The 24,243-nt window shown below is 70.3% G+C and carries 20 protein-coding genes; 9 read left to right on the top strand and 11 right to left on the bottom strand.

Features of this window, described 5'->3' with window-relative positions:
• Positions 1-39 precede the first annotated feature (39 nt).
• Together STRIP9103_RS03090 and STRIP9103_RS03085 are read left to right on the top strand one after the other, a co-directional pair.
• The gene (locus STRIP9103_RS03090; RefSeq protein ID WP_009297394.1) at positions 40-4,113 is read left to right on the top strand and encodes a wHTH domain-containing protein; all 4,074 of its coding nucleotides are present in this window, start codon (positions 40-42) and stop codon (positions 4,111-4,113) included.
• Between the two features lie 214 nt (positions 4,114-4,327).
• Positions 4,328-4,675 carry a DUF1330 domain-containing protein gene (locus tag STRIP9103_RS03085; protein WP_009297384.1) on the top strand — a complete coding sequence of 116 codons (348 nt, stop codon included), beginning with the start codon at positions 4,328-4,330 and terminating at the stop codon, positions 4,673-4,675.
• Positions 4,676-4,713: 38 nt separating this feature from the next.
• Here the strand turns inward: STRIP9103_RS03085 and STRIP9103_RS03080 are convergent, their stop codons facing one another.
• The gene (locus STRIP9103_RS03080; RefSeq protein WP_009297308.1) at positions 4,714-5,232 is read right to left on the bottom strand and encodes a GNAT family N-acetyltransferase; all 519 of its coding nucleotides are present in this window, start codon (positions 5,230-5,232) and stop codon (positions 4,714-4,716) included.
• Positions 5,233-5,467: 235 nt separating this feature from the next.
• On the opposite strand from STRIP9103_RS03080, the gene STRIP9103_RS03075 reads away from it, so the two are divergent.
• Positions 5,468-6,466, top strand: coding sequence for a sigma-70 family RNA polymerase sigma factor (locus STRIP9103_RS03075; protein WP_009297329.1), 999 nt, complete (start codon positions 5,468-5,470; stop codon positions 6,464-6,466).
• Positions 6,467-7,206: 740 nt separating this feature from the next.
• Here STRIP9103_RS03075 and STRIP9103_RS03070 read toward each other — a convergent pair.
• Positions 7,207-8,184, bottom strand: a complete 978-nt coding sequence (locus STRIP9103_RS03070; RefSeq protein ID WP_009297393.1) for a helix-turn-helix transcriptional regulator — start codon at positions 8,182-8,184, stop codon at positions 7,207-7,209.
• 412 nt (positions 8,185-8,596) lie between these two features.
• Between STRIP9103_RS03070 and STRIP9103_RS03065 the strand changes: the two genes are divergently transcribed.
• The 5 genes from STRIP9103_RS03065 to STRIP9103_RS03045 all read left to right on the top strand — a co-directional run bounded on the left by STRIP9103_RS03065 (position 8,597) and on the right by STRIP9103_RS03045 (position 14,640).
• Entirely contained in the window at positions 8,597-9,979 is a 1,383-nt protein-coding gene (locus STRIP9103_RS03065) for an MFS transporter (protein ID WP_086019213.1), read from the top strand.
• 134 nt (positions 9,980-10,113) lie between these two features.
• Positions 10,114-10,875 (top strand): DeoR/GlpR family DNA-binding transcription regulator, encoded by a 762-nt coding sequence (locus STRIP9103_RS03060; RefSeq protein WP_009297382.1) that lies wholly within the window; start codon positions 10,114-10,116, stop codon positions 10,873-10,875.
• An 11-nt stretch (positions 10,876-10,886) separates the two neighbouring features.
• Positions 10,887-11,834: a 1-phosphofructokinase gene (gene pfkB, locus STRIP9103_RS03055; protein WP_048819583.1), complete on the top strand. Its 948-nt coding sequence runs from the start codon at positions 10,887-10,889 to the stop codon at positions 11,832-11,834.
• 201 nt (positions 11,835-12,035) lie between these two features.
• Entirely contained in the window at positions 12,036-14,126 is a 2,091-nt protein-coding gene (locus STRIP9103_RS03050) for a PTS fructose transporter subunit IIABC (protein WP_009297378.1), read from the top strand.
• Positions 14,127-14,361: 235 nt separating this feature from the next.
• Complete coding sequence (locus STRIP9103_RS03045) at positions 14,362-14,640, top strand: hypothetical protein (protein ID WP_009297306.1); 279 nt, start codon at positions 14,362-14,364, stop codon at positions 14,638-14,640.
• 27 nt (positions 14,641-14,667) lie between these two features.
• Here STRIP9103_RS03045 and STRIP9103_RS03040 read toward each other — a convergent pair whose 3' ends face one another.
• The 4 genes from STRIP9103_RS03040 to STRIP9103_RS03025 all read right to left on the bottom strand — a co-directional run bounded on the left by STRIP9103_RS03040 (position 14,668) and on the right by STRIP9103_RS03025 (position 19,395).
• Complete coding sequence (locus STRIP9103_RS03040) at positions 14,668-15,432, bottom strand: DUF6227 family protein (protein WP_009297282.1); 765 nt, start codon at positions 15,430-15,432, stop codon at positions 14,668-14,670.
• A 175-nt stretch (positions 15,433-15,607) separates the two neighbouring features.
• Positions 15,608-16,828, bottom strand: a complete 1,221-nt coding sequence (locus STRIP9103_RS03035; protein ID WP_048819597.1) for a L,D-transpeptidase — start codon at positions 16,826-16,828, stop codon at positions 15,608-15,610.
• Positions 16,829-17,036: 208 nt separating this feature from the next.
• The gene (locus tag STRIP9103_RS03030; protein WP_048819596.1) at positions 17,037-18,080 is read right to left on the bottom strand and encodes a P1 family peptidase; all 1,044 of its coding nucleotides are present in this window, start codon (positions 18,078-18,080) and stop codon (positions 17,037-17,039) included.
• A 40-nt stretch (positions 18,081-18,120) separates the two neighbouring features.
• Positions 18,121-19,395: a low temperature requirement protein A gene (locus STRIP9103_RS03025; protein ID WP_009297321.1), complete on the bottom strand. Its 1,275-nt coding sequence runs from the start codon at positions 19,393-19,395 to the stop codon at positions 18,121-18,123.
• Between the two features lie 181 nt (positions 19,396-19,576).
• Here STRIP9103_RS03025 and STRIP9103_RS03020 point away from each other — a divergent pair, with 181 nt between their 5' ends.
• A complete protein-coding gene (locus tag STRIP9103_RS03020; protein ID WP_009297373.1) occupies positions 19,577-19,759 on the top strand; it encodes a hypothetical protein in 183 nt (60 codons plus the stop codon).
• Between the two features lie 28 nt (positions 19,760-19,787).
• On the opposite strand, the gene mscL is transcribed toward STRIP9103_RS03020, so the two are convergent.
• From mscL to STRIP9103_RS03000, 5 genes are all read right to left on the bottom strand, one after another.
• Positions 19,788-20,246 carry a large conductance mechanosensitive channel protein MscL gene (mscL, locus tag STRIP9103_RS03015; RefSeq protein WP_078613776.1) on the bottom strand — a complete coding sequence of 153 codons (459 nt, stop codon included), beginning with the start codon at positions 20,244-20,246 and terminating at the stop codon, positions 19,788-19,790.
• Positions 20,247-20,369: 123 nt separating this feature from the next.
• Positions 20,370-21,026, bottom strand: a complete 657-nt coding sequence (locus STRIP9103_RS45825) for a CpaB family protein (RefSeq protein WP_309474689.1) — start codon at positions 21,024-21,026, stop codon at positions 20,370-20,372.
• A 173-nt stretch (positions 21,027-21,199) separates the two neighbouring features.
• On the bottom strand, positions 21,200-22,123 hold the full coding sequence (locus tag STRIP9103_RS03005) for an S-methyl-5'-thioadenosine phosphorylase (RefSeq protein ID WP_009297322.1): 924 nt from the start codon (positions 22,121-22,123) through the stop codon (positions 21,200-21,202).
• Between the two features lie 130 nt (positions 22,124-22,253).
• A complete protein-coding gene (locus STRIP9103_RS45435) occupies positions 22,254-22,580 on the bottom strand; it encodes an FmdB family zinc ribbon protein (protein WP_009297381.1) in 327 nt (108 codons plus the stop codon).
• Positions 22,581-22,649: 69 nt separating this feature from the next.
• Complete coding sequence (locus STRIP9103_RS03000) at positions 22,650-23,930, bottom strand: MFS transporter (protein ID WP_009297318.1); 1,281 nt, start codon at positions 23,928-23,930, stop codon at positions 22,650-22,652.
• Positions 23,931-24,243 lie beyond the last annotated feature (313 nt).

Genomic DNA, 24,243 nt, shown 5'->3' with positions numbered 1-24,243 from the left:
CCCCTGATGGGTACGGGAGTTGCTTCTACGCTTGACGGTGTGACAGAGCGGGGCGGGACGGACAACAGCATCAGTGACGCCACGGTCCACGGCACGGCCTTCCAGGCGCGTGACGTGGATCAGGTGGTGATCAATCACTTCGCGGCGCCCGCGCCCCCCAACGCCGCCCCCACGGAAGGACTTCACGCTTGGACGCGTGAGGTCGCGCACTCCCCGCTCTGGCGGCGTGTACCGGAGAGCAGGGACGCGTCGCTGCTCCAGGGCACGGCTCGCGACATCGCCACCGTGCTCGCCGCGCTGCACGACGAGGCGGAGTGGGAGTCGACCGGCGACCCTTGGTGGGACCGGTCCTTCGCCACCCGGTTCCACGGCCAGATCAGCCAGTTGGTGTGTGCGGAGGGCGCCCCCGACTGGGACTTCCAGCCCGCCGAGGTCCTGCTCCTGACCCTGGCCCCGTACCTGTCCCAGACCTTGTGGATGCGTACCGCGACCGCACGGCTCTCTGTGGACCCCACGGACCTCCGGCTGACACGGGCCGGGGGAGACCGCGAAGGATTCGAGACATTCTTCGACCGCGGTTACGAACGCCTCGTCCGCCGGGCCACGTTGGGACTGCCGGAGCGGCCGGGCGCCGAGTCCGACATCGGTTGGTGGCTGTTCCACCAGTGGGTGGACCACGGGCTGCGGGGGACCGAGGACCACTGGGCGGCGTACGCGGATCTGGTGGGTCGACTGCCCTTGCCGGATGCCTTGTCGAGCGCGCTGTTCCATCGGCGGCGGGCCGGGCAACTGCTCTACGGGTTGCGGTTGCCGTTGGGGGAGATGTGCCGAGCGGAGCGTCTCGACAGGCTCGATGCCGTCGCGTCCGTCGCCGACGGCATCGGAGTGCCGCAGCAGGTCCGCGTGGGGCGTCTTGCCGTGCTTCTGGCCGTCGCCCGGGCCAGGGCACTGGACATCACCGCGCTCCCGGACGACCTGGTGGAGAACCTGGGCATCCCCTATCCGGTCGGCCTGGCCGAACTCCGCGAGACCGTGGCCGGAGCCGCCTGGCACAGCGACAACGGCCGTATGGTCCTCCAGGCCGCCGACTGTCACCACGAGGCGGTGGTCGAGGCGCTGCGCCGCCATGTCGACCAGGTCGACCTGCTGCTGTACGACATCCGCCGCGCCGCCGGCGCCGACGAAACGCTGGCGCCCCTGCTGGCGTTGCCGCAGCGAGCCTCCGCCGAGGGCGTGGAGGCCGCCCTCGGCGACGACGACCGGCCCAAGTTCGAGAGCTACAGCAAGTTCCAGGTGGATCCGCGCCGGGTGCAGGAACTCCTGATGGGCGACCAGCTCTACCGCAGCCCCGGCCTCGCCGTCCGCGAGCTCTACCAGAACGCGCTGGACGCCTGTCGCTACCGCAGGGCGCGGACCGCGTTCCTGGCGGCCGAGTCGGGCGGCGGCGCCCCGGACGACTGGAAAGGGCGAATCCGGTTCGAACAGGGGGTCGGCCCGGACGGCCGCCCCTACCTCCTCTGCGAGGACAACGGCATCGGAATGGGCGAATCCGAACTGAGCCGCGTCTTCGCCCGCGCGGGCACCCGCTTCACCGACCTGACGGACGTACGCAACGAGCGGGCCCTGTGGGAGCGCGCGGGTATCCAGATGCACCCCGTCAGCCGCTTCGGCATCGGGGTGCTCAGCTACTTCATGATCGCGGACGAGATCGAGGTGATCACGCGAAGGCTGGGAGAGGACGGGGCCACGTCCGAGCCGTGCTTCAAGGTGGCGATCCACGGGCCCAATCACCTGTTCCGGATCGAACGGAGCACCGAGAGGAGACAGCCGGGAACGACGGTACGGCTCTACCTGCGCAAGGGCGCACCCTCGTGCGTCACGGAGCTGATCGGGCTGCTCGGAGTCGCCGAGTTCGAGACGACCGCGGAGCACGGGATGCGGTCGGCCAGGTGGCCGGCGGGGGAGTACGCGCTGCGGGCGGGGGACACAACGGCCGCCGTCAACGCCGGTGGTATGCGGGTACCCGGTCCGACAGCGGAGGACGGCGTTCCCGCGGTGATCTGGTGCGAGTCCGGGGGCGGGGTGCTGGTCGACGGGATCGTGACCGAGCCCACCCGGATGACGGGCGTCCTCGCGGCAGAGGACGCGCAGGACGCGGAGGACGATGTCGTGCTGCGAGGCGCCGTGGTGACTCTGACCGGGAACCGGGTGCCCAAGCTCTCCGTCGACCGCCTCCAGATCCTCAGCGACATATCGCGGGACGTCGAGGAACTGCTCCGTATGGCCGTCGGGGAACTGGTCGCCTCACCCAGTGGCTTGCTCAGCTACCAGTGGGTGTGCGAGGTCGCGAGAACCCACCTCAAGGTCGCCGACATCGTCACCGAGGCGGCCATGGCGGCCGACGTGGAGTTGCGGCTGGACGACGGCCGCGCGTTCCGGCCGTCGGAGGTGGGCTGTCTGCCTCAGGACATCGGGATCCTCGTATGGAACGAGAGCGGTCACCCTGAGCATCGGCTCGACCACCGTTTCACGGTCGTACGCGTCGCCGACCACGTCCTGCTCTGGCGATTGCTCGCCCATGGAGCGGCGGACCAGCTGGTCGACGTCGTCCCGGAACTGGCTGATGTGGGCCCGCTCGTTCCGGCGTTTCCGTCGGATGGTGTCCTGTTGGCCGCGTCCGAGGCGCAGATGGCCCGCCCCGCGTGGATTCTGCAGACCGCGGCCCTGATCGGTCGGACTCCTCGGGCGACCGCCGCGCGCGCCGTGGAACTGGGCGTCGGTGCGCTGGAGCCCGACCGCTACCCGGACGGTGAGCCCGATCCGGTGGACGTGGCGCTTCTCGGGGGCGGCTCGCAGGATGACGAGTACGCTCGTCTGCGCCGCGGAGGGGCATGGCTTTCCACCAGGAAGCCCGTGCCTTTGAGGCACTTCCTCCATGCCTATGTGGACCTGGGCCTGAGCGTCGCGGAGACGGCCGAGCGCATGGCGGTGTACGGCTTCGACGTCTCGTTGGCCGAGACCATCCCGAACCGTCCGGAGAAGATCGACCTCCTCCTGCTGAGCCAGGACGGCGAAGGCGAGCGCCGATGGCTGCATGGTGGCCACGAGGTCGCCCCGGGGCACCTGTTGTGGAGTGCCGAGCTGACAGGCCTCCCTGTGCGGGAGGTCTGTCGGAGGCTGCGGAGTTACGGACTGAGAGTGACCGACCCGCCCGCACGCCAGTGTGCCGAGGATCTGCGCCTGCTCAGTCGCGGTCTCGACGCGGCGCCGGACTGGCTCGACGCGGGCGGAACCGTGATCGTCGCCCACGTTCTGAAGGCCGCTCGGGAATGCCGTATGACCGTCGACGGCGTCGTCTCCGTTCTCACCGCCTATGGGTTGCGTCCGCCGGCCTCCCCCCTGACCCGGCTTTCGGACGAGGACCGACGGCTTCTCGCACATGGGCTGGAAGGAGACGACGAGCACGGGTGGATCGTGCCTGAGTCCCTTCCATGGGCTTACGTGTGGGGTGCGGCCAATGTTCTGGGGCTTTCGCCCACAGCCGTGGTGGAGAGGCTGCGTGCGCTGGGGGTCGTCTGTCCGCTGGTCCTTCCCGAAACGCCGACAGGGCTCGACGAAGCACTGCTCGACGATGGCCTGTACCTCTGGAGAGTGCTGCGCACGAACGACACCGGGGTCTCGATGCAGGGTCTGCTGGCCACCGCATATGAGCTGAGCCGACCCGTGACCGAGGTCGCGACCCGTCTGGAGTCGTACGGGCTGAACGTCCCCGCCTCCGGCGTGTGGCACTTGCTCGACAAGAGGGATCCCGGGGTCGACCTCCGGTTGCTCAGCAGAGATCTGAGCGGCACCAGTATTCAGGAGCATCTCCAATACCGTTCGCGTCGCCGCCTGTGGCTGACCCCCGGAGACCCGGTGCCCCTCGATCACCTCTGCGCGGCCTCCGCCAGGTTCGGCATCACCGTCCCCGAAGCCGCCGACCGCCTCCGCAGCCTCGGCATCGACGTCCCCGCTGTCGAGGACACCATCCGCGCCGCGATGGCGAAACTGCCGAGACCCTACGGAGGTACGACCACCGCAAGCCCCACTGAGCCCGACTCACGGAAGCCGTGAGTTCCCGGATTCGGAATCGACAGCCGGACCCGGCTCACGTCGATCGCCGCGGGCTGACGGCAGCACGCTGACGACAACACGGCGACGGGCTGATCATCGACCCCCGGCCAGGGGTGCATTACCCCTGAGGTCATCGACCCCGCGCCCGTCCGCCTGCCACGATCGTCGGCGTACGTACGTATGGACCGACCGCCCGACCAACCGGAAGGACGCCATGCCCGCCTACGTCATAGCTCATCTGCGTGAGGCCGCCCCGCACCCGGAGGTGGCGGAGTACATCGAGCGGATCGCCACCACCTTCGAACCGTACGGTGGCCGCTTCCTCGTGCATGTCGCGGAGCACGAGGTGAAGGAGGGGAACTGGCCCGGGCACGTCGTGGTGATCGGCTTCCCGGGGATCGACGAGGCGCGGAGCTGGTGGGACTCACCCGCCTACCAGGAGATCGCCCCGCTGCGGTCACGGCACATCAAGGGCGACATCATCCTGGTCGAGGGCGTCCCCGAGGACTACGACCCCACCGCCACCGCGAGGGCGATGAGGGAGTCCCTTGCCGCCGGGTAGCGCCTTGAGTTCTCACAGCTCCTTGTCGTACTGAGTCCTCACAGCTCCTTCTCGTACCAGGCCACGTCCCAGTACCGCCCGAACTTCCGTCCGACCTCCCGGTACGTCCCCACGTACCGGAACCCGAAGCGTTCGTGCAGGCGCAGTGACGCCTCGTTCGGCGGGACGATCCCCGCGTACGCGCGGTGGATGTCCTCTCCGGCGAGGGCCTCGAAGAGGGCCTTGTAGAGGAGGGTGCCCACGCCCCGGCCGCCGGCGTCCGGGGCCAGGTACACCGACACCTCCACCGAGGTGCCGTACGCCGGCTTCACACGGAACGCGCTGCTCGTGGCGTAGCCAAGAATCCGCTGTGAGTTTGCCGTGGCGGCAACTATCAGGCGATGCCGTCCGTCTTCAAGGTGGGAGAGAAGCCAAGGGCGGCGCTCTTCCGGAGTGAAGACAGCGGTATCGAATGTGATGGGCGTCTCACGGACGTAGTGATTGTAGATGTCGGTGAGGGCGTCGAGGTCCGCCTCGACTCCTGGTCTGACCTGCACCTCTGCCGAATCCGTGGACATCCTGCCTCCCGTTGTGGCGGCACAGGGTACTGCAAGATCAGAAAAATAGTGGGACGGGTTGGGAATTCTGTCCTGATTCCAATCGTTGTTTCCTTCGGAAGCCGGGCACTCGCAGCAGTGAGAAGCAGTGACCAGACCAGTCACTGGTGAAGCGGTGCAGCAGTGTCCGCGCGGCCACCGGACCCACGTAGGACCAGACACGACCCTGCCAGCCCACCATCGCAAGGGAGCACGCATGGCAACCCGTGCCGTCGCCGCTCGTCGTTCGTCCGCCTCCGGCGGGAGCGACACGGCAAGCAGCGTTCGCGCCTCTGGCGGCGAGATCGCCGACCGCGACCTGGTCGGCATGTACCTCGACGAGATCGCGCGTACACCGCTGCTCGACGCCGCCAAGGAAGTCGAGCTGTCCCAGATCATCGAGGCGGGTGTGTTCGCACAGCAGATCCTCGAGGGTGAGGAGGAGGCCAGGGCGGACGCCACCCGTGAGGAACTGGAGGCCCTCGTCGCCGACAGCGAGCGGGCCAAGGACATCTTCATCCGGTCGAACCTGCGACTCGTCGTGGCCGTCGCCCGCCGCTACCCGCGCAGCGGCCTGCCCCTGCTCGACCTCATCCAGGAGGGCAACGCCGGCCTCGTCCGCGCGGTCGAGAAGTTCGACTACCGCAAGGGCTTCAAGTTCTCGACGTACGCCACCTGGTGGATCCGCCAGGCCATCACACGCTCCATAGCCGACCAGTCGCGCACCATCCGGCTGCCCGTCCACCTCGTCGAGGAGCTGGGCCGCATCCGCCGGGTGCAGCGCGAGTTCAACCGGGAGCACGGGCGCGAGCCCGAGCCCCATGAGATCGCCGCCGAGCTCGATTCCACCCCGGACCGCGTCAGCGACGTCCTCGACTGGGCCCGCGACCCCGTCTCCCTGAACATGTCGGTGGACGACGAGGGCGAGACCCAGTTCGGCGACCTGCTGGAGGACACCTCCGCCGTCTCGCCGGAGCAGTCCGTGCTCACCCTGCTGCGCAGCGAGGAGCTCGACAACCTCATCGGACGCCTCGACCAGCGCACGGCCTCCATCATCAAGATGCGGTACGGCATCGAGGACGGCCGCGAGCGCACCCTCACCGAGGTCGGCAAGGAGCACGGCCTCACCCGCGAGCGCATCCGCCAGATCGAGAAGCACGCCCTCCTCGAACTGAAGAAGCTCGCCCGCGACACGGGATTCGACGCGGTGGCGTGACACGGGGAGGCGCTGGGCCGCGTTGGGTGAGACGGGGCGGGACAGGGACGCGCGGACGCGGTGGCGTCGGAACCACCGCGTCGGAGCCGTGAGTACGGCGGACGCGGTGGCGCGGTGACACGCGAGAGGTGCCGTGGTGTCGTCCCGTGCCGTGGTGCCGTCCTGTGCCGTGTCTGTCGTGCCGTGCGAGGGTGACGGTACGCCACGCCTCGGCCCCGTCGTGTGACGGGTAAGTGGCGCCTCGGCCTTCCCGTCGCGTGAGGGTCCGTCATGCATCGGACCCCGTCGTACGTCGGCGCTGCCGTACCGTCGTACGTCGGCCACAGCTTGGCTGTACTACGTCGCTTCAACCCCCCGATCCCGGGGCACAAGACTTCCGGGCCCACTGACTTCACCGGCCCGGAGCCGCACGGCCCGGGACCCGGAAGTCCGGGAGGAGTCCGTGCGAGAGGAGTCCGTGTGTCGGGGAGTCGAGGGCGCCGCCGCGAAGTCGGATCAGGTCAGCCGAAGTCACGAAGTCAGACGAAGTCCACTGAGCCACGCCACCCGGTGAGTCGACTGGACTGAGCGACTCACCGAAACTGAGCCGACCCACCGAAGCCGAGTCCCGACGCTCTCCCCCCAGTGCCGGGACTCTCCCAGAGCCGGGCTTCGGCGCCTCCCCCCCCCGGCGCCGGAGCCCGGCTCCTTTTCTCAGCCGTCCCCTCAGCCGTCCCCCTTCCCTGTCCCTTCCCTGTCCCTCACTGCTCGGCGTCGCCCGCCGCCGCCCGGGTCAGGCGGGCGCCCAACTCCCGTACGAACCCGATCAGTTCCGGCGGTTCGTGCACCGTGAACTCGCAGTCGACGACGGCGAGGCGTACCGCCAGCCACTCCACGGCATCGCCGGTGGAGGCGCGGAGGCGGCAGCTGTGGTCGTCGAGGGGTTCGGGCGTGCCCAGCCAGCGGGGGAGCCGGGCCGCGATGAACTCGGCGGGCGCGGCGAAGGTGACGTCGAAGTCGTACGCCTCCTGCCGCCGGTACATCGACTGCCTCAGATACTCCGCCGCGCTCCCCGTCGGCAGCTCGCGCGGCGTGAACCGGGCGCCGGTGGCGAAGGGCTCCTCGACCCGGTCGACGCGGAAGGTGCGCCAGTCGGCGCGGTCGAGGTCGTAGGCGACGAGATACCAGCGGCGGCCGGTCGAGACGAGCCGGTACGGCTCGCAGTGGCGCCGTGATTCGGTGCCGTCGCCGGAGCGGTAGGCGAAGCGGAGATGTTCCTGGCCGGCGACCGCCGAGGCCATCACGGTGAGTGTCTCGGGCGCGACGGTCGCACCGTCGCCGCTGGTCAGGGGAGTGGTGGCGGCCTGGAGCGTGGACACCCGGTGCCGTAGCCGAGAGGGGAGCACCTGTTCGAGCTTGGCGAGCGCCCGTACGGAGGCCTCGTCCACGCCCTCCACGGCGTGCCCGGCCCCGGCCCGCAGCCCGACCGCGATCGCCACGGCCTCCTCGTCGTCGAGCACGAGCGGCGGCATGGCCTTCCCGGCCACCAGCCGATAACCGCCGTCGGCCCCCTTGGTCGCCTGCACCGGATACCCCAGCTCACGCAACCGATCGATGTCCCGCCGAACGGTACGCCGGGACACTCCGAGCCGATCCGCCAACTCACCACCGGGCCACTCCCGGGGCGTCTGGAGGAGCGAGAGGAGCTGAAGCAGCCGGGCGGGTGTGTCGGTGGTCATGAGATCCGCCTTCCGGCGCGCGTTTCGCGGGTTGCCCTGTGTGTAGTCGTCATGAGCCAGAGGATGCCGCACAACTAGGACCGGATCTGACCTATTGGCTTCCTGCGGTCGCCCCATGACCTCAAGCGGACACATGACGTCGAGCGCGGACACGGCCTTGGACACGGCCTTGGACACGACCTCGGACGACCCCCACTTCGAAACGCCGCCCCACACCCACGCCTCAAAGGGGCTCGGGGCTGCGACGTCTGCGGCTCCGCCAGGCGGGCGCCACCAGCCACAAGCGACTCGCAGTGCCCCGAAGGCGGTCACCCCAACGGCGCTCGATCCAGCCCTCTCCGGCGGAACCCGACCCGGCGGAACCCGACCCGGCGAAGCCGACCGCCGCCGATGGATCGCCCTGGCCATCGTCATGACCGCCGCCTTCATGGACCTGGTCGACGTAACCATCGTCAACATCGCCATCCCGTCCATCGAGCGGAGCGCAGGCGCCACGTTCAGCCAGATCCAATGGATCACCGCCGGCTACGCCCTCGCCTTCGCCGCAGGCCTCGTCACCGGCGGCAGGCTGGGCGACATCCACGGCCGCAAGTGGCTCTTCCTCCTGGGCGTCGGCGGCTTCACCCTCACCTCCGCGCTCTGCGGCCTCGCCGCGAACCCGGAGATGCTGGTCGCGGCGAGGATCGCGCAGGGCGCGACCGCCGCGCTGATGGTGCCGCAGGTGCTGTCGATCGTGCACGCGACGTTCCCGGCGCACGAGCGCGGCAAGGTGTTCGGGCTGTTCGGCGCGATCGTCGGCCTGGGAGCCGTCTCCGGCCCCCTGCTCGGCGCGTTGCTCACCGAGTGGGACCTCTTCGGCCTCGGCTGGCGGGCGATCTTCCTGATCAACCTCCCGGTCGGTGTCGCGGGCCTGATCCTGGGCCGCCGTTTCATCACCGAGTCCAAGGCCCCGCACGCCCTGAAGCTGGACCTCGTGGGCGTCGCCCTGGTCATCCTCGGTCTGCTGATGCTGCTCTACCCGCTCACCCGGGGCCACGATCTGGACTGGCCGCTGTGGGGGTACGTCTCGATGGCGGGCTCGCCGGTGGTGTTCGCGGCGCTGGTGGCGTACGAGCGGCGCAAGACGGTGCGCGACGGGTCCCCACTGATCGAACTGTCCCTCTTCAAGGTGAAGAGCTTCGCGGCGGGCATCGCCGTGCAGACCGTCTTCGGCATCGCCCTCGGCGTCTTCTTCCTCGTCTGGACGCTCTATCTGCAGACCGGCCTCGGCTGGAGCATCCTGCGGGCCGGTCTGACCGGCATCCCGTTCTCCGTGTCGGTCTCGATCGCGGCCGGAGTCTCGGTCCAGCAACTCGTGCCCCGCTTCGGCCGCAAGGTCCTCCAGGCGGGCGCGCTGCTCATGGCCACCGGTGTGCTGCTGTACCTGTGGGAGTCCGAACGGTACGGCCTCGCCATCACCCCCTGGCAGATGGCGCTCCCGCTGATCGTGATGGGCGCGGGCATGGGCCTCGTCGTCGCCCCGCTGACCGACGCGATCCTCTCCGAGGTCCCACGCGAACACGCCGGCTCCGCGTCCGGCCTGATCAGCACGGTCCAGCAAATGGGCAACGCCCTCGGCCTCGGCCTGGTCGCCGTAGTCTTCTTCGGCCCCACGGACGACCACCTCCGCCCCGCCCAAATCGGCCCCGCCTTCGTCAACGCCTTCGAATACGCCCTTGGCTGGGTGGCCGCGGTACTGCTGACGATCTTCTTGCTGATGTTCGCGCTGCCGGGGGGAGGTACGCGGCAACGCTGAGTCGGTTCATCACCGGGGTGCGGCCGGCGCCCGTTCGTGCCCATCTGATGCCCGAACCTGTTTACTTTTCGGAAATCCGGGCGTAGCCTCCAGGCGAAACCACAGAATCGGGCATCGGTCGGAGGTGAACGGACATGTACGCACCGGAGCGGCAGCAGGAGATCCTTCGACTGGCCCGGGACGGCGGCCGGGTGGACGTGGTGTCGCTGGCGGAGGAGTTCCAGGTCACTGCGGAGACGATCCGGCGGGATCTGAAGGCGCTGGACCGCGCCGGACTCGTCCAGCGTGTGCACGGCGGTGCCATCCCGGCCGGCCGACTGGACTTCGAGCCCGACCTCGCCGAGCGCGAGGGCACGGCGGCCGACCAGAAGGACCGTATCGCCCACGCCGCCCTCGCCGAACTGCCGAACGACGGCACGGTCGTCCTCGACGCCGGTACGACCGTCGCCCGCCTCGCCGCCGCGATCCCGCTGGAGGCGACGCTCACGGCGGTCACCCACAGCCTTCCGATCGCGGCCCGCCTCGCCGACCACCCGGGCATCCAGCTCCATCTGGTCGGCGGCCGGGTCCGCCACCGTACGCGCGCCGCCGTGGACGCCTGGGCGCTGAGGGCCTACGGCGAGATCCGCGCCGACGTCCTGTTCGTGGCCGCCAACGGTTTCTCCGTCGACCATGGCCTGACCACCCCCGACCTCGCCGAAGCCGCCGTCAAGCGCGCGGCCGTGGCCGCCGCCCGCCGTGTCGTACTGCTCGCCGACTCCTCCAAGAGCGGCCAGGAGCACTTCGCCCGCTTCGCCGACCTCGGCGACGTGGACCTGCTGATCACCGACAGCGGGCTGAGCCCCGACGACGCGGCTGCCATCGAGCGCGGCGGCACCGAAGTGCTGTGTGTATGAAACGAGTGCGCATGATCCTCACCGTCACCCCGAACCCCTCCCTCGACCGCACCTACGAGGTCCCCTCCCTCGACCGCGGGGAGGTCATCCGGGCCACCGGCGAACGCATGGACCCGGGCGGCAAGGGCGTCAACGTCTCCCGCGCGGTCGCCGCCGCCGGACAGCGCACCGTCGCCGTACTGCCGCTGGGCGGGGCGCCGGGCGCGCTGGTCGCGGATCTGCTCGACGCGCAGGGGATCGAGGTGGCGCGGGTGCCGGTGGCCGGGGCGACCCGGTCGAACATCGCCCTCGCGGAGGCCGACGGCGTTCTGACGAAGATCAACGCACCCGGCCCGGAACTGTCGGCCGCCGAGCAGGAACTCCTCCTGGAGACCGTCCGTGCCCAGTCCGTCGACGCCGCCTGGATCGCCTGCTGCGGCAGCCTCCCGCGCGGCCTCGCCCCCTCCTGGTACGCGGAACTCGTCGCCCGTACGCACGAGGCGGGCGCCCGCATCGCACTGGACACCTCCGGCCCGGCCCTGCTGGCGGCCCTGCGTGAGCGCCCGGACGTGGTCAAGCCCAACGCCGAGGAACTGGCCGAAGCCGTGGGACGCCCCCTCGCCACGGTCGGCGACGCCGTCAAGGCCGCCGAGGAACTCCGCGAGATGGGCGCCGGCGCGGTACTCGCCAGCCTCGGCGCCGACGGCCAGGTCCTGGTGAACGCCTCGGGCACCTGGTTCGGCAGCGCCCGCGTGGATGTCGTACGCAGCAACGTGGGGGCGGGTGACTCGTCGCTGGCCGGCTTCCTCATCGCCGGCGGCAACGGTCCCGAAGCCCTCGCCTCCGCCGTCGCGCACGGCGCCGCCGCCGTACAACTGCCCGGCAGCGTCATGCCGACCCCGGCCGACCTGGATCCGGCCGCGGTGACGGTGACGGCGGAGGTGCCGGTGGACCGGGTGCTGAGGGAGCCGGCGTCATGAGGACGGTGTCATGAGGACGGTGTCGCGAACGAATCTTCGATCTGCCTCCCCGGAGTCGGCCCCGAAGCCGCGGTACTCCGCGTTACCCGCCACCGCCCCGCCCCGCACCCTGTCGGCCCCAACGGCCCGCGCCCCCCACACCCACGTCCCCACCCCCGCCCACCACACCCCCCGGGCGATACGCGTGCGAAGGAGCCCGCGATGAGCGAGATGATCACCGCGGACCTGGTCGACCTCGACCTGTCCGCCGAGACGAAGGAAGCGGCGGCGCGTGCCCTCGCCGAGCGCATGGTGGCGAAGGGCCGGGTCACCGACCTGGACGGCTTCCTCGCCGACGTCGCCGCCCGTGAGGCCCAGATGCCGACCGGCCTCGACGGCGGCATCGGCATCCCGCACTGCCGCAGCGAACACGTCACCGAGCCGACCCTGGCCTTCGGCCGCAGCGCCGCCGGTATCGACTTCGGCGCGGCCGACGGTCCCGCCGACCTGATCTTCCTGATCGCCGCCCCGGCCGGCGCCGACGACGCCCACCTCACGATCCTGTCGTCCCTCGCCCGCCAGCTGATGAACACCGAGTTCACGGACGCGCTGCGCTCGGTGGACGACGCGACCCGCGCCGCCGCGCTCATCCGGGGCGAGGACGCCGGCGAGGACGCCGGCGAGGACACCGAAGACTCCGCGGCGGCGTCGGGCGAAACGGCCTCCCCCGACGCCGCCGCGGTCGGCAGCACCACCCCGGCGCCGGGCGCCACCGACGAGCCCGACGAGCCCGCCCCGGCTTCCGCCCCCGGCGCCCGCCCGTTCCGTATCGTCGCCGTCACCTCCTGCCCCACCGGTATCGCGCACACCTACATGGCCGCCGAGTCGTTGGAGAAGGCCGGCCGGGACGCCGGGGACGTCGAACTCGTTGTCGAGACGCAGGGCTCGGCCGGTTTCACCCGGCTCGACCCGGCGGTCATCGCAGCCGCCGACGGCGTGGTCTTCGCCCACGACGTGCCCGTACGGGAGAAGGACCGGTTCGCCGGCAAGCCCACGGTCGACGTCGGTGTCAAGGCAGGCATCAACCGTCCCGCCGAACTGATCGCCGAGGTACGGGAGAAGGCCGCGCGCGGCGAGGTCACGGCCGCCGCGCGACCGGGCACCCCCGTCGAACGCTCGGGCGAGCCCGGCGAGGGCTACGGCACCAAGCTGCGCAAGTGGCTGATGTCCGGCGTGAGCTACATGGTCCCGTTCGTCGCGGCGGGCGGTCTGCTCATCGCCCTCGGGTTCGCGATCGGCGGCTGGGAGATCAACAAGGCCAAGCCGGTCACCGAGCACTTCGACTGGCTCCAGGTCGACAGCTGGGCCGCGCTGCTGTTCCAGATCGGCGTCGTCGCCTTCGGTTTCCTGATCCCCGTCCTCGCCGGCTACATCGCGTACGGCATGGCGGACCGGCCCGGTCTCGTACCCGGCTTCGTCGGCGGCATGATCGCCGCCAACATCAACGCCGGTTTCCTCGGTGGCCTGGCCGCCGGTCTGATCGCCGGTGCCGTCGTCCTCGGTATCCAGCGGATCAAGATCCCGCCGGTGCTGCGCGGCATCATGCCGGTGGTCGTGATCCCGCTGCTCTCGTCCATGGTCGTCGGCTTCCTGATGCTGGTGGTGATCGGCAAGCCCATCTCCGAGGCACAGAAGGGCATGACGGACTGGCTGAGCGGCCTCTCCGGCACCAACGCCGTTCTGCTCGGTGTTCTGCTCGGCCTGATGATGTGCTTCGACCTGGGCGGCCCGGTCAACAAGGTCGCGTACGCCTTCGCCACCGGCGGTATCGCGGTGCAGAACCCCAGCGACTCGGCGATGAAGATCATGGCGGCGGTCATGGCCGCCGGCATGGTCCCCCCGCTGGGCATGGCCCTCGCGACGACGGTCCGCAAGAAGCTGTTCACCACCGCCGAGCGCGAGAACGGCAAGGCGGCCTGGGTGCTCGGCGCCTCCTTCATCTCCGAGGGCGCGATCCCGTTCGCGGCGGCCGACCCGCTGCGCGTGATCCCCGCCTCCATGGCGGGCGGCGCGGTCACCGGCGCGCTGACCATGGCGTTCGGCTCGACCCTGCGCGCCCCGCACGGCGGCATCTGGGTCACCTTCCTGATCGGCAAGCCGTTCCTGTACCTGCTGGCCATCGCGGTCGGTACGGCGGTCACGGCCGGCCTGGTCATCGTCCTGAAGGGCATGCGCAAGATCCAGCCGGGCACGGCATCCGACTCCGCGCCCGCCCCCGCCAGGACCGAGTCCAAGCAGCCGGTCGCGGCCTGAACCCACCCCATATCCCGATCCGTACGGCCGCAGCTCTCGTCCAGAGGCTGCGGCCGTAGGCGTCTCGTACAGAGGGCTGCGGCCGTACACGGTGCCCGTACGCGTTCGCGCGCGGGGTTCACGTCCCGCGCGCCCCTTTGGGCGCCTTTACAACCCCTGTGACTTGTACGCCGCACCTGCGAGATACGTCACGGTTCGGGCACAAAGTCCCCATCGGTGGTGTCTACTGGAGGGCATGCCTGAGCACGTGTCGATCCTCCAGTTGGTGGGCGTCGCCGCCCTCGCCCTAGCGGCGGTCATCTGGGTGGCCGTGCTGGTTCGCGTACTGCGCCGGGACCGCGAGGTGCACCGTGTGCGCTTCGCCGAGCTGGCCCGGCGCCGCGGCGACCGCCTGCGGGGCCTGCCGCACCAGCGCCGCAAAGGCCCGTATGTCGAGCACGTGGAACTGACCCCGGCGGAACAGGACGCCTTCGCCTTCCTGGCCCGCCGGTTCAGCGACGACGGCCGGGCCTGAAGGCCCGGGCCTGTCGCCCCGCGGCGTCTAGCCGCTGTTCCCCGCGTGCCGCTCCATCGCGTCCCGCGCCGCGTCCTCCGTCGCGTACACCTCGCACATATGGCGTCCGTCCGGCGTGGCCGTGTGCTCGACCTCCCACAGAGAGATCTCCTGCCCGTCGGTGAGCAGGAACGCGTGCTCGTAGAGCGAGAAGCTGAGCCCGGGCCGACCGCCCCTACGGAGCCGGCTCGGGCGGCCGAAGGCCTGGGTGATCTCATGTGCGAACGCGGTCCGCAGCAGCAGTGTGGCGAGCTCGTCCCCGGGAGGATCCGGGTTCTCCGCGCGCCGCAGCAGTCGTCGGGCGTGGTCCGCCGAGTCATCGGGCACATACTCGTGGCGCGGCTCGGGGAACGCCGTCAGCTCCACGACCATGTCGGACAGATCGAAGTCGTCGGGGGTGTCCGGGGGCAGCGGCAGCCGGGCGGTGGCGGCCCGCAGCTCCTCGTCGTCCGTGTACACCTCGTGCTGGGTGTCGCTGCCCGGAGCCGTGTTGTGCACGAGCTCCCACAGCGTGACCGCGGAGCCGTCGGCGAGCAGCCAGGTGTGCCGGTACGTCGCCCGGTGCAGCCCTGAACTGTAGTGCGCGGAGTGCAGCGAGCTGTCGTGCGCGAGGGCGCTGTCGAGCTGTCGTATCGTCTCGTCGGGCAGTTCGAAGGAGTTCAGGGCGCGACCGAGGAGTCGCGCGAGGTGCTCCTCCGGAGACTCGGGCGACTCGGGTGGCTCGTACGCTGCCGTCTCGTACGGAACGCTCAAGGTTTCTCCCGGCGTTGCTGCATGTCACCTTGTGGGTGCATACCGTAGCCCCTCGGTCGGACATCATGTCCGGGAACCGAGAAAACGTACCCATAAAACGACGCGGCCGCACGGTTGGTTCCCGCGCGGCCGTACGAAGTCCCATGATCCCTTGGCCGGATGGCGCCTCCCGCGGTCAGGTGGCGCTTCCCGCCGTCCAGGCGTCCCACGACAGGTTCCAGCCGTTGAGGCCGTTGTCCGGCGCGACCGTGTCGTCGGGGGAGTTCTTGACGATCACGACGTCACCGATCAGTGAGTTGTCGAAGAACCACTTGCCCTCGGTGTCGCCACTCGCCCCCTGGACGTCCGCGAGCCCGACGCAGCCGTGGCTGGTGCCCTGCCGCCCGAAGGGCGGGTTGGACCTGCTGTACCAGTAGTTGCCGTGCACGAACGTCCCCGACGTCGTCAGCCGCATCGCGTGCGGGACGTCCGGGATGTCGTACTCCCCGCCGAACCCGACCGTCGATCCGTTCATCCGCGTCTGCGTGAACTTCTCCGAGATCACCATCTGCCCGTTGTACGTCGGGTTCTGCGCACTGCCAGCCGAGATCGGCACCGTTTTGATCGTCTTGCCGTCCCGTACGACCGTCATGGTCTGCGTGTTGACGTCGACCGTGGAGACCTGCGAGCGCCCGACGGTGAAGGTGACCGTCTTGTCCTGCACCCCGTACAGCCCGTTCGCGCCCTCGACGCCGTCCAGGTCGATCTTCATCGTGACCTTGGACCCGGCCTTCCAGTACTCCTCGGGCCGGAAGTCCAGCCGCTGCGCCCCGAACCAGTGCCCGACCACCTCCTGCCCACTGCTCGACGTCACCGTGATGTGCGACTGCACGGCCTTCTGGTCGGTGATCGCCTTGTCGAAGGTGAACGACACCGGCATCCCCACCCCGACCGTGGTGCCGCTGTCCGGCGTGTACGTCCCGATGAAGCTGTTGGCCGTCGAGACGGTCGTGAAGATGGAATTGGCCGCCGACGTCTTCCCCTCGGCGTTCTTCGCGGTCGCGGAGATCCGGTACTTCGTGCCCCGCTCCAACTGCCCCTTCGGCTTCCAGGACCGCCCGTCCGCCGCTATCTCCCCCGGTACGTCGGTGCCGCTCTCCGTCGCGGTCATCGTCACCTCGGTCAACTTGCCGCCGCTGACCTTCACCCCGGTCGCGTTGATGGACGCCCCCGTCGAACCGTCCTTCGCCGAGATCGTGATCGTCGCCGCCGAGTCCTTGGCGGACGCCTCCTTGCCGTCCCCGCCCTTGTTGTCGGCCTTGGCGTCCCCACCGCACCCGGTGAGCGTCAACGCCCCGACCACCAGCACGGCACAGGCCCCCATCGCACGCCGCACAGCAACCTTCGGCCTCGTCACGTTCTGCTCCAACTTCTCCGCGTCCGCGTGATCCACGTGATCTGATGCGATCCGCGCGATCTACGTGATCCATGTGATCCGCTCCAGTACGTGGAGAAAGAGCGTCCGACGTCCCACTGGGTTCCCACCCTCCACCCACAACGCCATCACGTGACAGAACCGGGACAATCGCCCCCCCCGACCGTCCCCGCGCCCCTCCCGACACCCGTCACGAACTCCCGGCGAGGTCTCCGTACAACTCCCCGTACGACGGCCACGTCCCGCCCGGGCCGTCCACCGACTCGGCCGCTCGTACCGCCCGCACGATCGCCCGGGTCACCAAGTCCGCCCCCGCCGAGAGGAGTTCATTGAGGGCGAGCGGGCCCGCCTCGGGTGGGAGCGGGCGGGCGCCCGTGGCCAGGGTGAAGACCGTGTCGCCGTCGTTGAGGAGGTGGACCGGTCGCACGGCGCGGGCGATGCCGTCGTGGGCGGTGCCGGCCAGTTTGTGGGCCTGGGCCCGCGTCAGGTCGGCGTCGGTCGCGACCACGGCGAGCGTGGTGTTCAGCGTGGGCGCGATGTTCTTCGCGGCGATCTCGGCGAGCCGACGGCGCGCGGCCTCGTGGACTCCGGGCTCCGGACATGTCGTACGCCCCTGGAACAACTCCCCATACAGCACCCCCGTCCCCGGATCCACCACCGATCCCGCGGCGTTGGCCACCACCAGCGCGGCCACCGTGATCCCCGAGTCCAGCACGGTGCTCGCGGTGCCGACACCGCCCTTGAACGGCCCGACCGTGGCCCCCGTCCCGGCGCCCACGCACCCCTGCTCGACCGGGGCACCCGGCCCGCTCGCGGCCGCCGCCTCGACCGCCGCCCGGCCGGTGGCCGCGTCCGGTCTGGCCCGGAAGTCGCCGCCCCGGCCCAGATCGAAGACACAGGCGGCGGGCACCACCGGCACGACATGCGCCGGGTCGGGGCCCACTCGTACACCGCGCCCCTGTTCCTCCAGCCAGGCCATCACACCCGACGCGGAGTCCAGCCCGTACGCGCTGCCGCCGGTCAGCACCACCGCCTCGACCTTCTGCACCAGGTTCCTGGGGTCGAGCGCGTCCGTCTCCTTGGTGCCGGGGCCACCCCCGCGCACGTCGACGGCCGCGATCGCGCCGCCCTCCGGAGCCAGGACGACCGTGGTGCCGGTGAGCCAGCCGCCCTCGGCCCGGGTGGCGTGACCGACCCGCAGGCCCGCCACATCTGTCAACGCGTCAACCGTCATGGTCACCAGTCTCGTCTGTGTCACCCCGGCACGGGAGCCGTCAAACGGTCGCCGTCTTCCCCGTCGTCTCCTCCCTTCCGCCCCGGCGGGTGGTGAGCGTGATGCCGACCGCCACCGTCACCGCCGCCACCACGCCCGCCGCCAGGACCGCCCAATGGCCCAGGAACGTGCACAGGACCATCGCCGGCGCGGCGAGCGGCAGGATCGCCTGCTGAGCCGTCCCCACCTTGTAGTGCCGGGCGTGCAACGCCCACACGGAGATGAGGAACAGGGCCGTCGGCAGGGTCACCGCGGCGGACGCGGCCGGCGTGGAGATGTGCGCCTTGTGCACCGCCTGCTCCACCGCGACCTCGAGACCCGCACCGATCGCCGCGGCCGACGCGAAGATCAGATAGTGGCCGTAACCCCACAGGAAGCTCTCCTTGTTGGAGCGCAGATGACCGTGGATGGGCACGGTGAAGTAGATCCACCACGCGGCGAACACGATCAGCAGCCCGCCCGCCGCGATGGGCAGCAGCTCGCCCAGCGCGTCGTTCTCGTCGGCGGCCGACTTCACCGCGACCGTGGCCGCCAGGATCGTCTCGCCGAGCACGATGATGGTGAACAGGCCGTACCGCTCGGCGATGTGATGCGGATGCCAGGACGTGTTGAAGTCCTTCTCCGCGTAGACCGGGACGCACAGCTCGACGATCGCCATCCCCAGGAACAGCCATGGTCTCGCCGGTTCCGGAAGGATCAGCAGCCCCAGCCAGCCGACCTGGCACAGCGCCACGCCACCCGCGTACCGCAGCGCCATGACCCGCTCGTCGGCCGTCGCGGACCGTGCGGCCCGCAGCCACTGCGCGATCATCGCCAGCCGCATGATCGCATAGCCGAGCCAGACCAGCACGAAGTCATGGTCCTCGAAGGCCCGGGTCACCCCGGCGGCCAGCACCAGCACGCCCGCTATCTGAACCAGGGTCACGAGCCGGTAGAGCACGTCGTCGTTGTCGTACGCCGAGGCGAACCAGGTGAAGTTCATCCAGGCCCACCAGATCGCGAAGAAGACCATCGCGTAGTTCGCGATGCCCTCGGCCGCGTGTGCCTCCGCGACGGCGTGCACCAGCTGGACGCCGGCCTGGGCGACGGCGACCACGAAACACAGGTCGAAGAAGAGCTCCAGCGGCGACGCGACCCGATGCTCCTCGTCGCGCCCACGGGCCACCAGCCTGCGCAGCGGCAGGTGCGCGACGGAGGGGGAGGTTCTCGGGGTTGCTGGAACGGGCGCGGGTGTGGGTTCCGGGCGGGAGCCGGAAGGAGCCGAACTGGGCGTCATAGGGCCCAGCAGAGCAGAAAACCAAGGGGAATTCTCGCCCAGACGTTCACAAGTGCACTTACGGATAGGAGCGCGCGTGCGGATGCGAGTGCGCTCACGGATGCGAATGTGCTTGCGGACATAAGTCCACCAGTGGGCGGGAGCGGGGCGGTCACGGGCGAGCGGGCCGTACTCTGGGGGCATGAGTACCGCCGCTGCCCCCGAACCACGTGACCCCAAGGCCGCGCTGGTCTTCGACGACCCGCTCAGCCGTCCGTCGTCCGACGACTCGGACCACGGCTGGGGCGAGCGACCCGGCGAAGCAGGCGACAGCGCGGCCGACCTGAAGCGCTTCCTCGACGAGAAGCCGCCCCACCACCTCTGACACCACCGGCCGACGGCCGCGAACGGCGCTACTCGCGGTCGTGGCCCGAGCCGCGCTGAGCCACCAGGGCGTCGCGGATCTCCTTCAGTACCTCCAGCTCGGTCACCTCGATGACCTCGTGGGTGCCCTCCTTCGCCTTGCGGCGGGCCTCCTGGCGGGCCAGGAACTTGGCCATCGGCAGGACCATCAGGAAGTAGACGACGGCCGCGGTGATGACGAAGCTGAGGGTGGCGCCGAGGACGGAGCCCCACAGGATCTGAATGCCCTGCTCGCCCTCGCACGTCGAGCTCAGGCATGAGCTGTAGTGATCGAGGTTCTTGGTGCCGATCGCCCCCACCAGTGGGTTGATGATCCCCTTCACCACCGAGTTGACGATGTTCGTGAAGGCCGCGCCGATGACCACGGCCACGGCCAGGTCGACGACGTTCCCCCGCATCAGGAAGGCCTTGAAGCCCTCCCAGATGCTCGGCTCCTTCTTCTCGCTCACCACGAGGCCTCTCTGCGCTGGTTGTCGAAAAGCTGGTTGTGGAACAAACGACTCCGCAACCTACGGCAGGGACTGGTCGACGTGTCCACCCGGGTCCCTCCGACGAGGGCCTTGACAGCAGCCTCACCACAGCGTCACCGCCAGACGGGACGTGGCGCCCGCGCCGGCCAGTCGTGCCGCCGTGGGGCGCGGCACGGAGAGGACGATCAGGGCTCCGCTCTCGGTGGCGCTCGCGGTCGGCACCTCGGTGACACGGGCGCCTCGGGCGACCACGCGTGCGGTGCCGCCCGTCGCGGAGTCCTCGGCGGCGATCACGTCGACGCGGTCGCCCGGCCGGAGCAGCCGTACCGTCGCGCCGTCGGCGATCCGTACCGGGGCGGCCACCTTCTCGGCGATGGCGCCGCGCTTGGGCGCCGGGTCGGGCACCGGGTGGCCCCTGACCCGTTCGGCGTCCCTCGGGCCCGCGCCCGTCGCCAGCAGGGCGGCGGCAGTCACCGCGAGACCTGCGGCCACGGCCCGCCTTCGGCAGCGGACCAGGCGTCGCAGCCGGTGCGCGCCACCGCGTACCCGTAGTGGGGCGAAGGGTGGGATCTCGCAGGTGGGAGGGGTGTCCGTACCAGGTGGGCCGGCGGCCCAGGAGGGGGTGCGGGCCGTGTACGAGCGGGTGGGTGCCGGGTACGGAAGGGGCGCGGTTGAGGGGCCGGACATGGGGCTGGAGGCGCGACGGGACGGGGGACGGGACATGGGGCTGGACGTGGAACCGGACGTGGAACTGGACATGGGGTCACCACCTGCTGTCGTGAGATCGGCTTGCGGTCTCACGATGAGGCTTCGGGGCGGAGTTCGCTGCGGGCCGTGGACTACTGGCCGGTTGTGGAAAACTCCGCCACCCGAACGAGGGGTTCCGCCCCGTCGCCCCTAGCCCTGTCAGCCCTGTCAGCCCTGTCACCCCGTCACGGCAGCACGAACCCCGGGTTCATTCCGCCCAGTGCCTTCGTGCACAGGCAGTCTCGGGTGTCGTTCGGCGGTAGTGCGGCCACCGCGTCGAAGAGGACTTCACGCAGGCGGTCGATGTTGGCGGCGAAGACCTCCAGGACCTCCTCGTGGGAGACGCCCTCGCCGGTCTCGGCGCCGGCGTCGAGGTCGGTGACGAGGGTCAGGGAGGTGTAGCAGAGTTCGAGTTCGCGGGCGAGGATCGCCTCGGGGTGGCCGGTCATGCCGACGACGGACCAGCCCTGGGCCCGGTACCAGAGGGATTCGGCGCGGGTCGAGAAGCGGGGGCCCTCGACCACGACCAGGGTGCCGCCGTCCACCGGTTCCCAGTTCCGCCCGCGGGCGGCTGCGAGGGCGGCCTTGCGGCCGACGGGGCAGTACGGGTCGGCGAGTGAGACATGGACGACGTTGGGGGTCGTGCCGTCGGGCAGCGGGAGGCCGTCGAAGTACGTCTGGGTCCGGGAACTCGTACGGTCCACCAGCTGGTCCGGCACGAGCAGCGTGCCGGGGCCGTACTCCGGCCGCAGCCCGCCCACCGCGCACGGGGCGAGCACCTGGCGCGCCCCCACGGAACGCAGGGCCCACAGGTTCGCGCGGTAGTTGATGCGGTGCGGCGGCAGATGGTGGCCGCGGCCGTGACGGGGGAGGAAGGCGACCCGCCGACCGGCGAGTTCACCGAGGAAGAGCGAGTCGCTGGGCGGCCCGTAGGGGGTGTCGACCTGTATCTCGGTCACATCGTCGAGGAAGGAGTAGAACCCCGACCCCCCGATGACACCGATCTCCGCCAGATCAGTGGCGGGTGCTGTCGCCGCTGCCTCAACCGCTTCCGCCACCCCGGCTGCGGTGCTCGCCGCCGCGTTCTCCACGTGCTCCGTGTTCGCCATGCCCGCACCCTAGCCGGGCGACATCCGCCCCCGGGACGGGCCATGTCCCCCACCCCCGCCGCCAGGGAACGCCGAAGACCCTGCCGTCATACGACGACGGCAGGGCCAAGGAGTCAGGCGGAAGGGAGAGCTACGCGGCGGAGCTGCTGCTGGTGGAGGAAGAGGTCGAGGACGACGACTTCGAGTCGGACGTCGACGAGGACGACGTCGACGAGGTCGAGGACGAGGTCTTCGAGTCGGACGACGACGACTTCGACGCGGGGCTGCTGCTCGACGACGAGCCGCGGCTGTCGTTCCGGTAGAAGCCGGAGCCCTTGAAGACGATGCCGACCGCGGAGAACACCTTCTTGAGGCGGCCATTGCAGCTGGGGCACTCGGTCAGGGCGTCGTCGGTGAACTTCTGCACCGCTTCGAGGCCCTCACCGCATTCGGTGCACTGGTACTGGTACGTCGGCACTGGTCTTCCTCCTGGCACTCTCACTCGATGAGTGCTAACGACAATCCATAGTGACGTATTCCCCGCCGATCAGTCCACTGTCACCGGCACTCGGTGACCGATGACACGTGCGACCGTACGGCTCCGGGGTCGTGTCGCGAGGCGTGAGCGCAGGGCCACGAGGGTCGCCAGCGCCAGTGCCGTACCGGCCATCGGGACCAGGAACCCGGCACCGCCCCACAGCCGGTCCTCCAGCTGTCCGGCGGCCGTGACGGCCGCCGCCTGGCCGAGCGCGACCGCGCCGGTGAGCCAGGTGAACGCCTCGGTGCGGGCGCCCGCCGGGACCAGGCCCTCGACCAGGGTGTAGCCGGTGATCAGGGCGGGAGCGATGCACATGCCGACCAGCAGGCCCAGCGCGGCGAGGACGAGCACCGAGTCGGCGGTCCACAGGGCGGAGGCGGTCAGGGCGAGGGCCGCGTATCCGACGATCAGGCGCCGCTGAGGGGCCACCTTCCACGCCATCGCGCCGCAGACGAGGCCGGAGATCATGTTGCCCGCGGCGAAGACGCCGTACAGGACGCCGTTCAGACCCGGTGCGCCGATCGACTCGGAGAAGGCGGCGAGCGAGACCTGCATGCCGCCGAAGACGGAGCCGATGCCCAGGAAGGTGACGATCAGGACGCGCACTCCGGGGACGGACAGGGCGGAGGCGTGCTCCACGCGCGCGTGGGCCACGGATACGACCTCGGGCTGAGTGCCGCGCTGGGCGGCGAACAGCAGGCCGCCGACGAGAGTGAGCGCGGCCTCGGCGAGCAGACCGGCGGCCGGGTGCACGGCGGTGCACAGCGCGGTCGCCAGCAGCGGGCCGAGCACGAAGGTCAGCTCATCGGTGACGGACTCGAAGGCCGCCGCGGTGGTCATCAGGGGCGAGCCCTTGAGCTTGACGCCCCAGCGGGCGCGCACCATGGGGCCGATCTGCGGCACCGAGGCACCGGTCGGCACGGCGGCGGCGAACAGCGCCCACAGGGGCGCGTCCGCGAGCGCCAGCGCCGTCAGGGAGCCACCGGCCAGGGTGTGCAGGACGACACCGGGGAGCAGGACGGCGCGCTGGCCGTAGCGGTCGGCGAGACGGCCGCTGTACGGGGCGAACAGCGCCATGGAGACACCGGTGACGGCGGCCACGGCGCCGGCCGCCCCGTACGAGCCGGTGGTGTGCTGGACCAGCAGCACGAGGGAGAGCGTCAGCATCGCGAACGGCTGGCGGGCCGCGAAACCGGGCAGGAGGAACGTCCACGCGCCACGGGTGCGCAGCAGCTGCCCGTAGCCCGGGCGGGATGTCTTCGAGGTGTTCGAGGTGACCGTGGATGCCACGGCCGTGCCTTTCCGCCGCCTGGTAGCGCGACCCCCGGGGGGAGGGGGATCGGGCGCCGAGAGCTGTCCTCTTGCGCTACTGCGGTAGATGCCGGCGCCCACAGCGAGGGGCGTTCCGACCGCCATACGGTCGCGCCAGCTCTGCGTCAGGCAGAGTTGGTCCGATCAAGTGCGCCTTCATCGTACAGGGCGATCGACCGGGTCACCTGTGAAAATGAGCACCATGACGTGCCGTACCTCTGATTCCGGGCGGTGTGAGCGGCGCGAAACATGGCCTTGACGATCGCCGGGCGGCCGGGGAGGAGAGCCCCGC

The organism is Streptomyces ipomoeae 91-03 (assembly GCF_000317595.1).
Taxonomy (GTDB): domain Bacteria; phylum Actinomycetota; class Actinomycetes; order Streptomycetales; family Streptomycetaceae; genus Streptomyces; species Streptomyces ipomoeae.
Note: the sequence above shows the minus strand (reverse complement) of the source record. Positions and strands in the feature narration are given on the sequence as shown.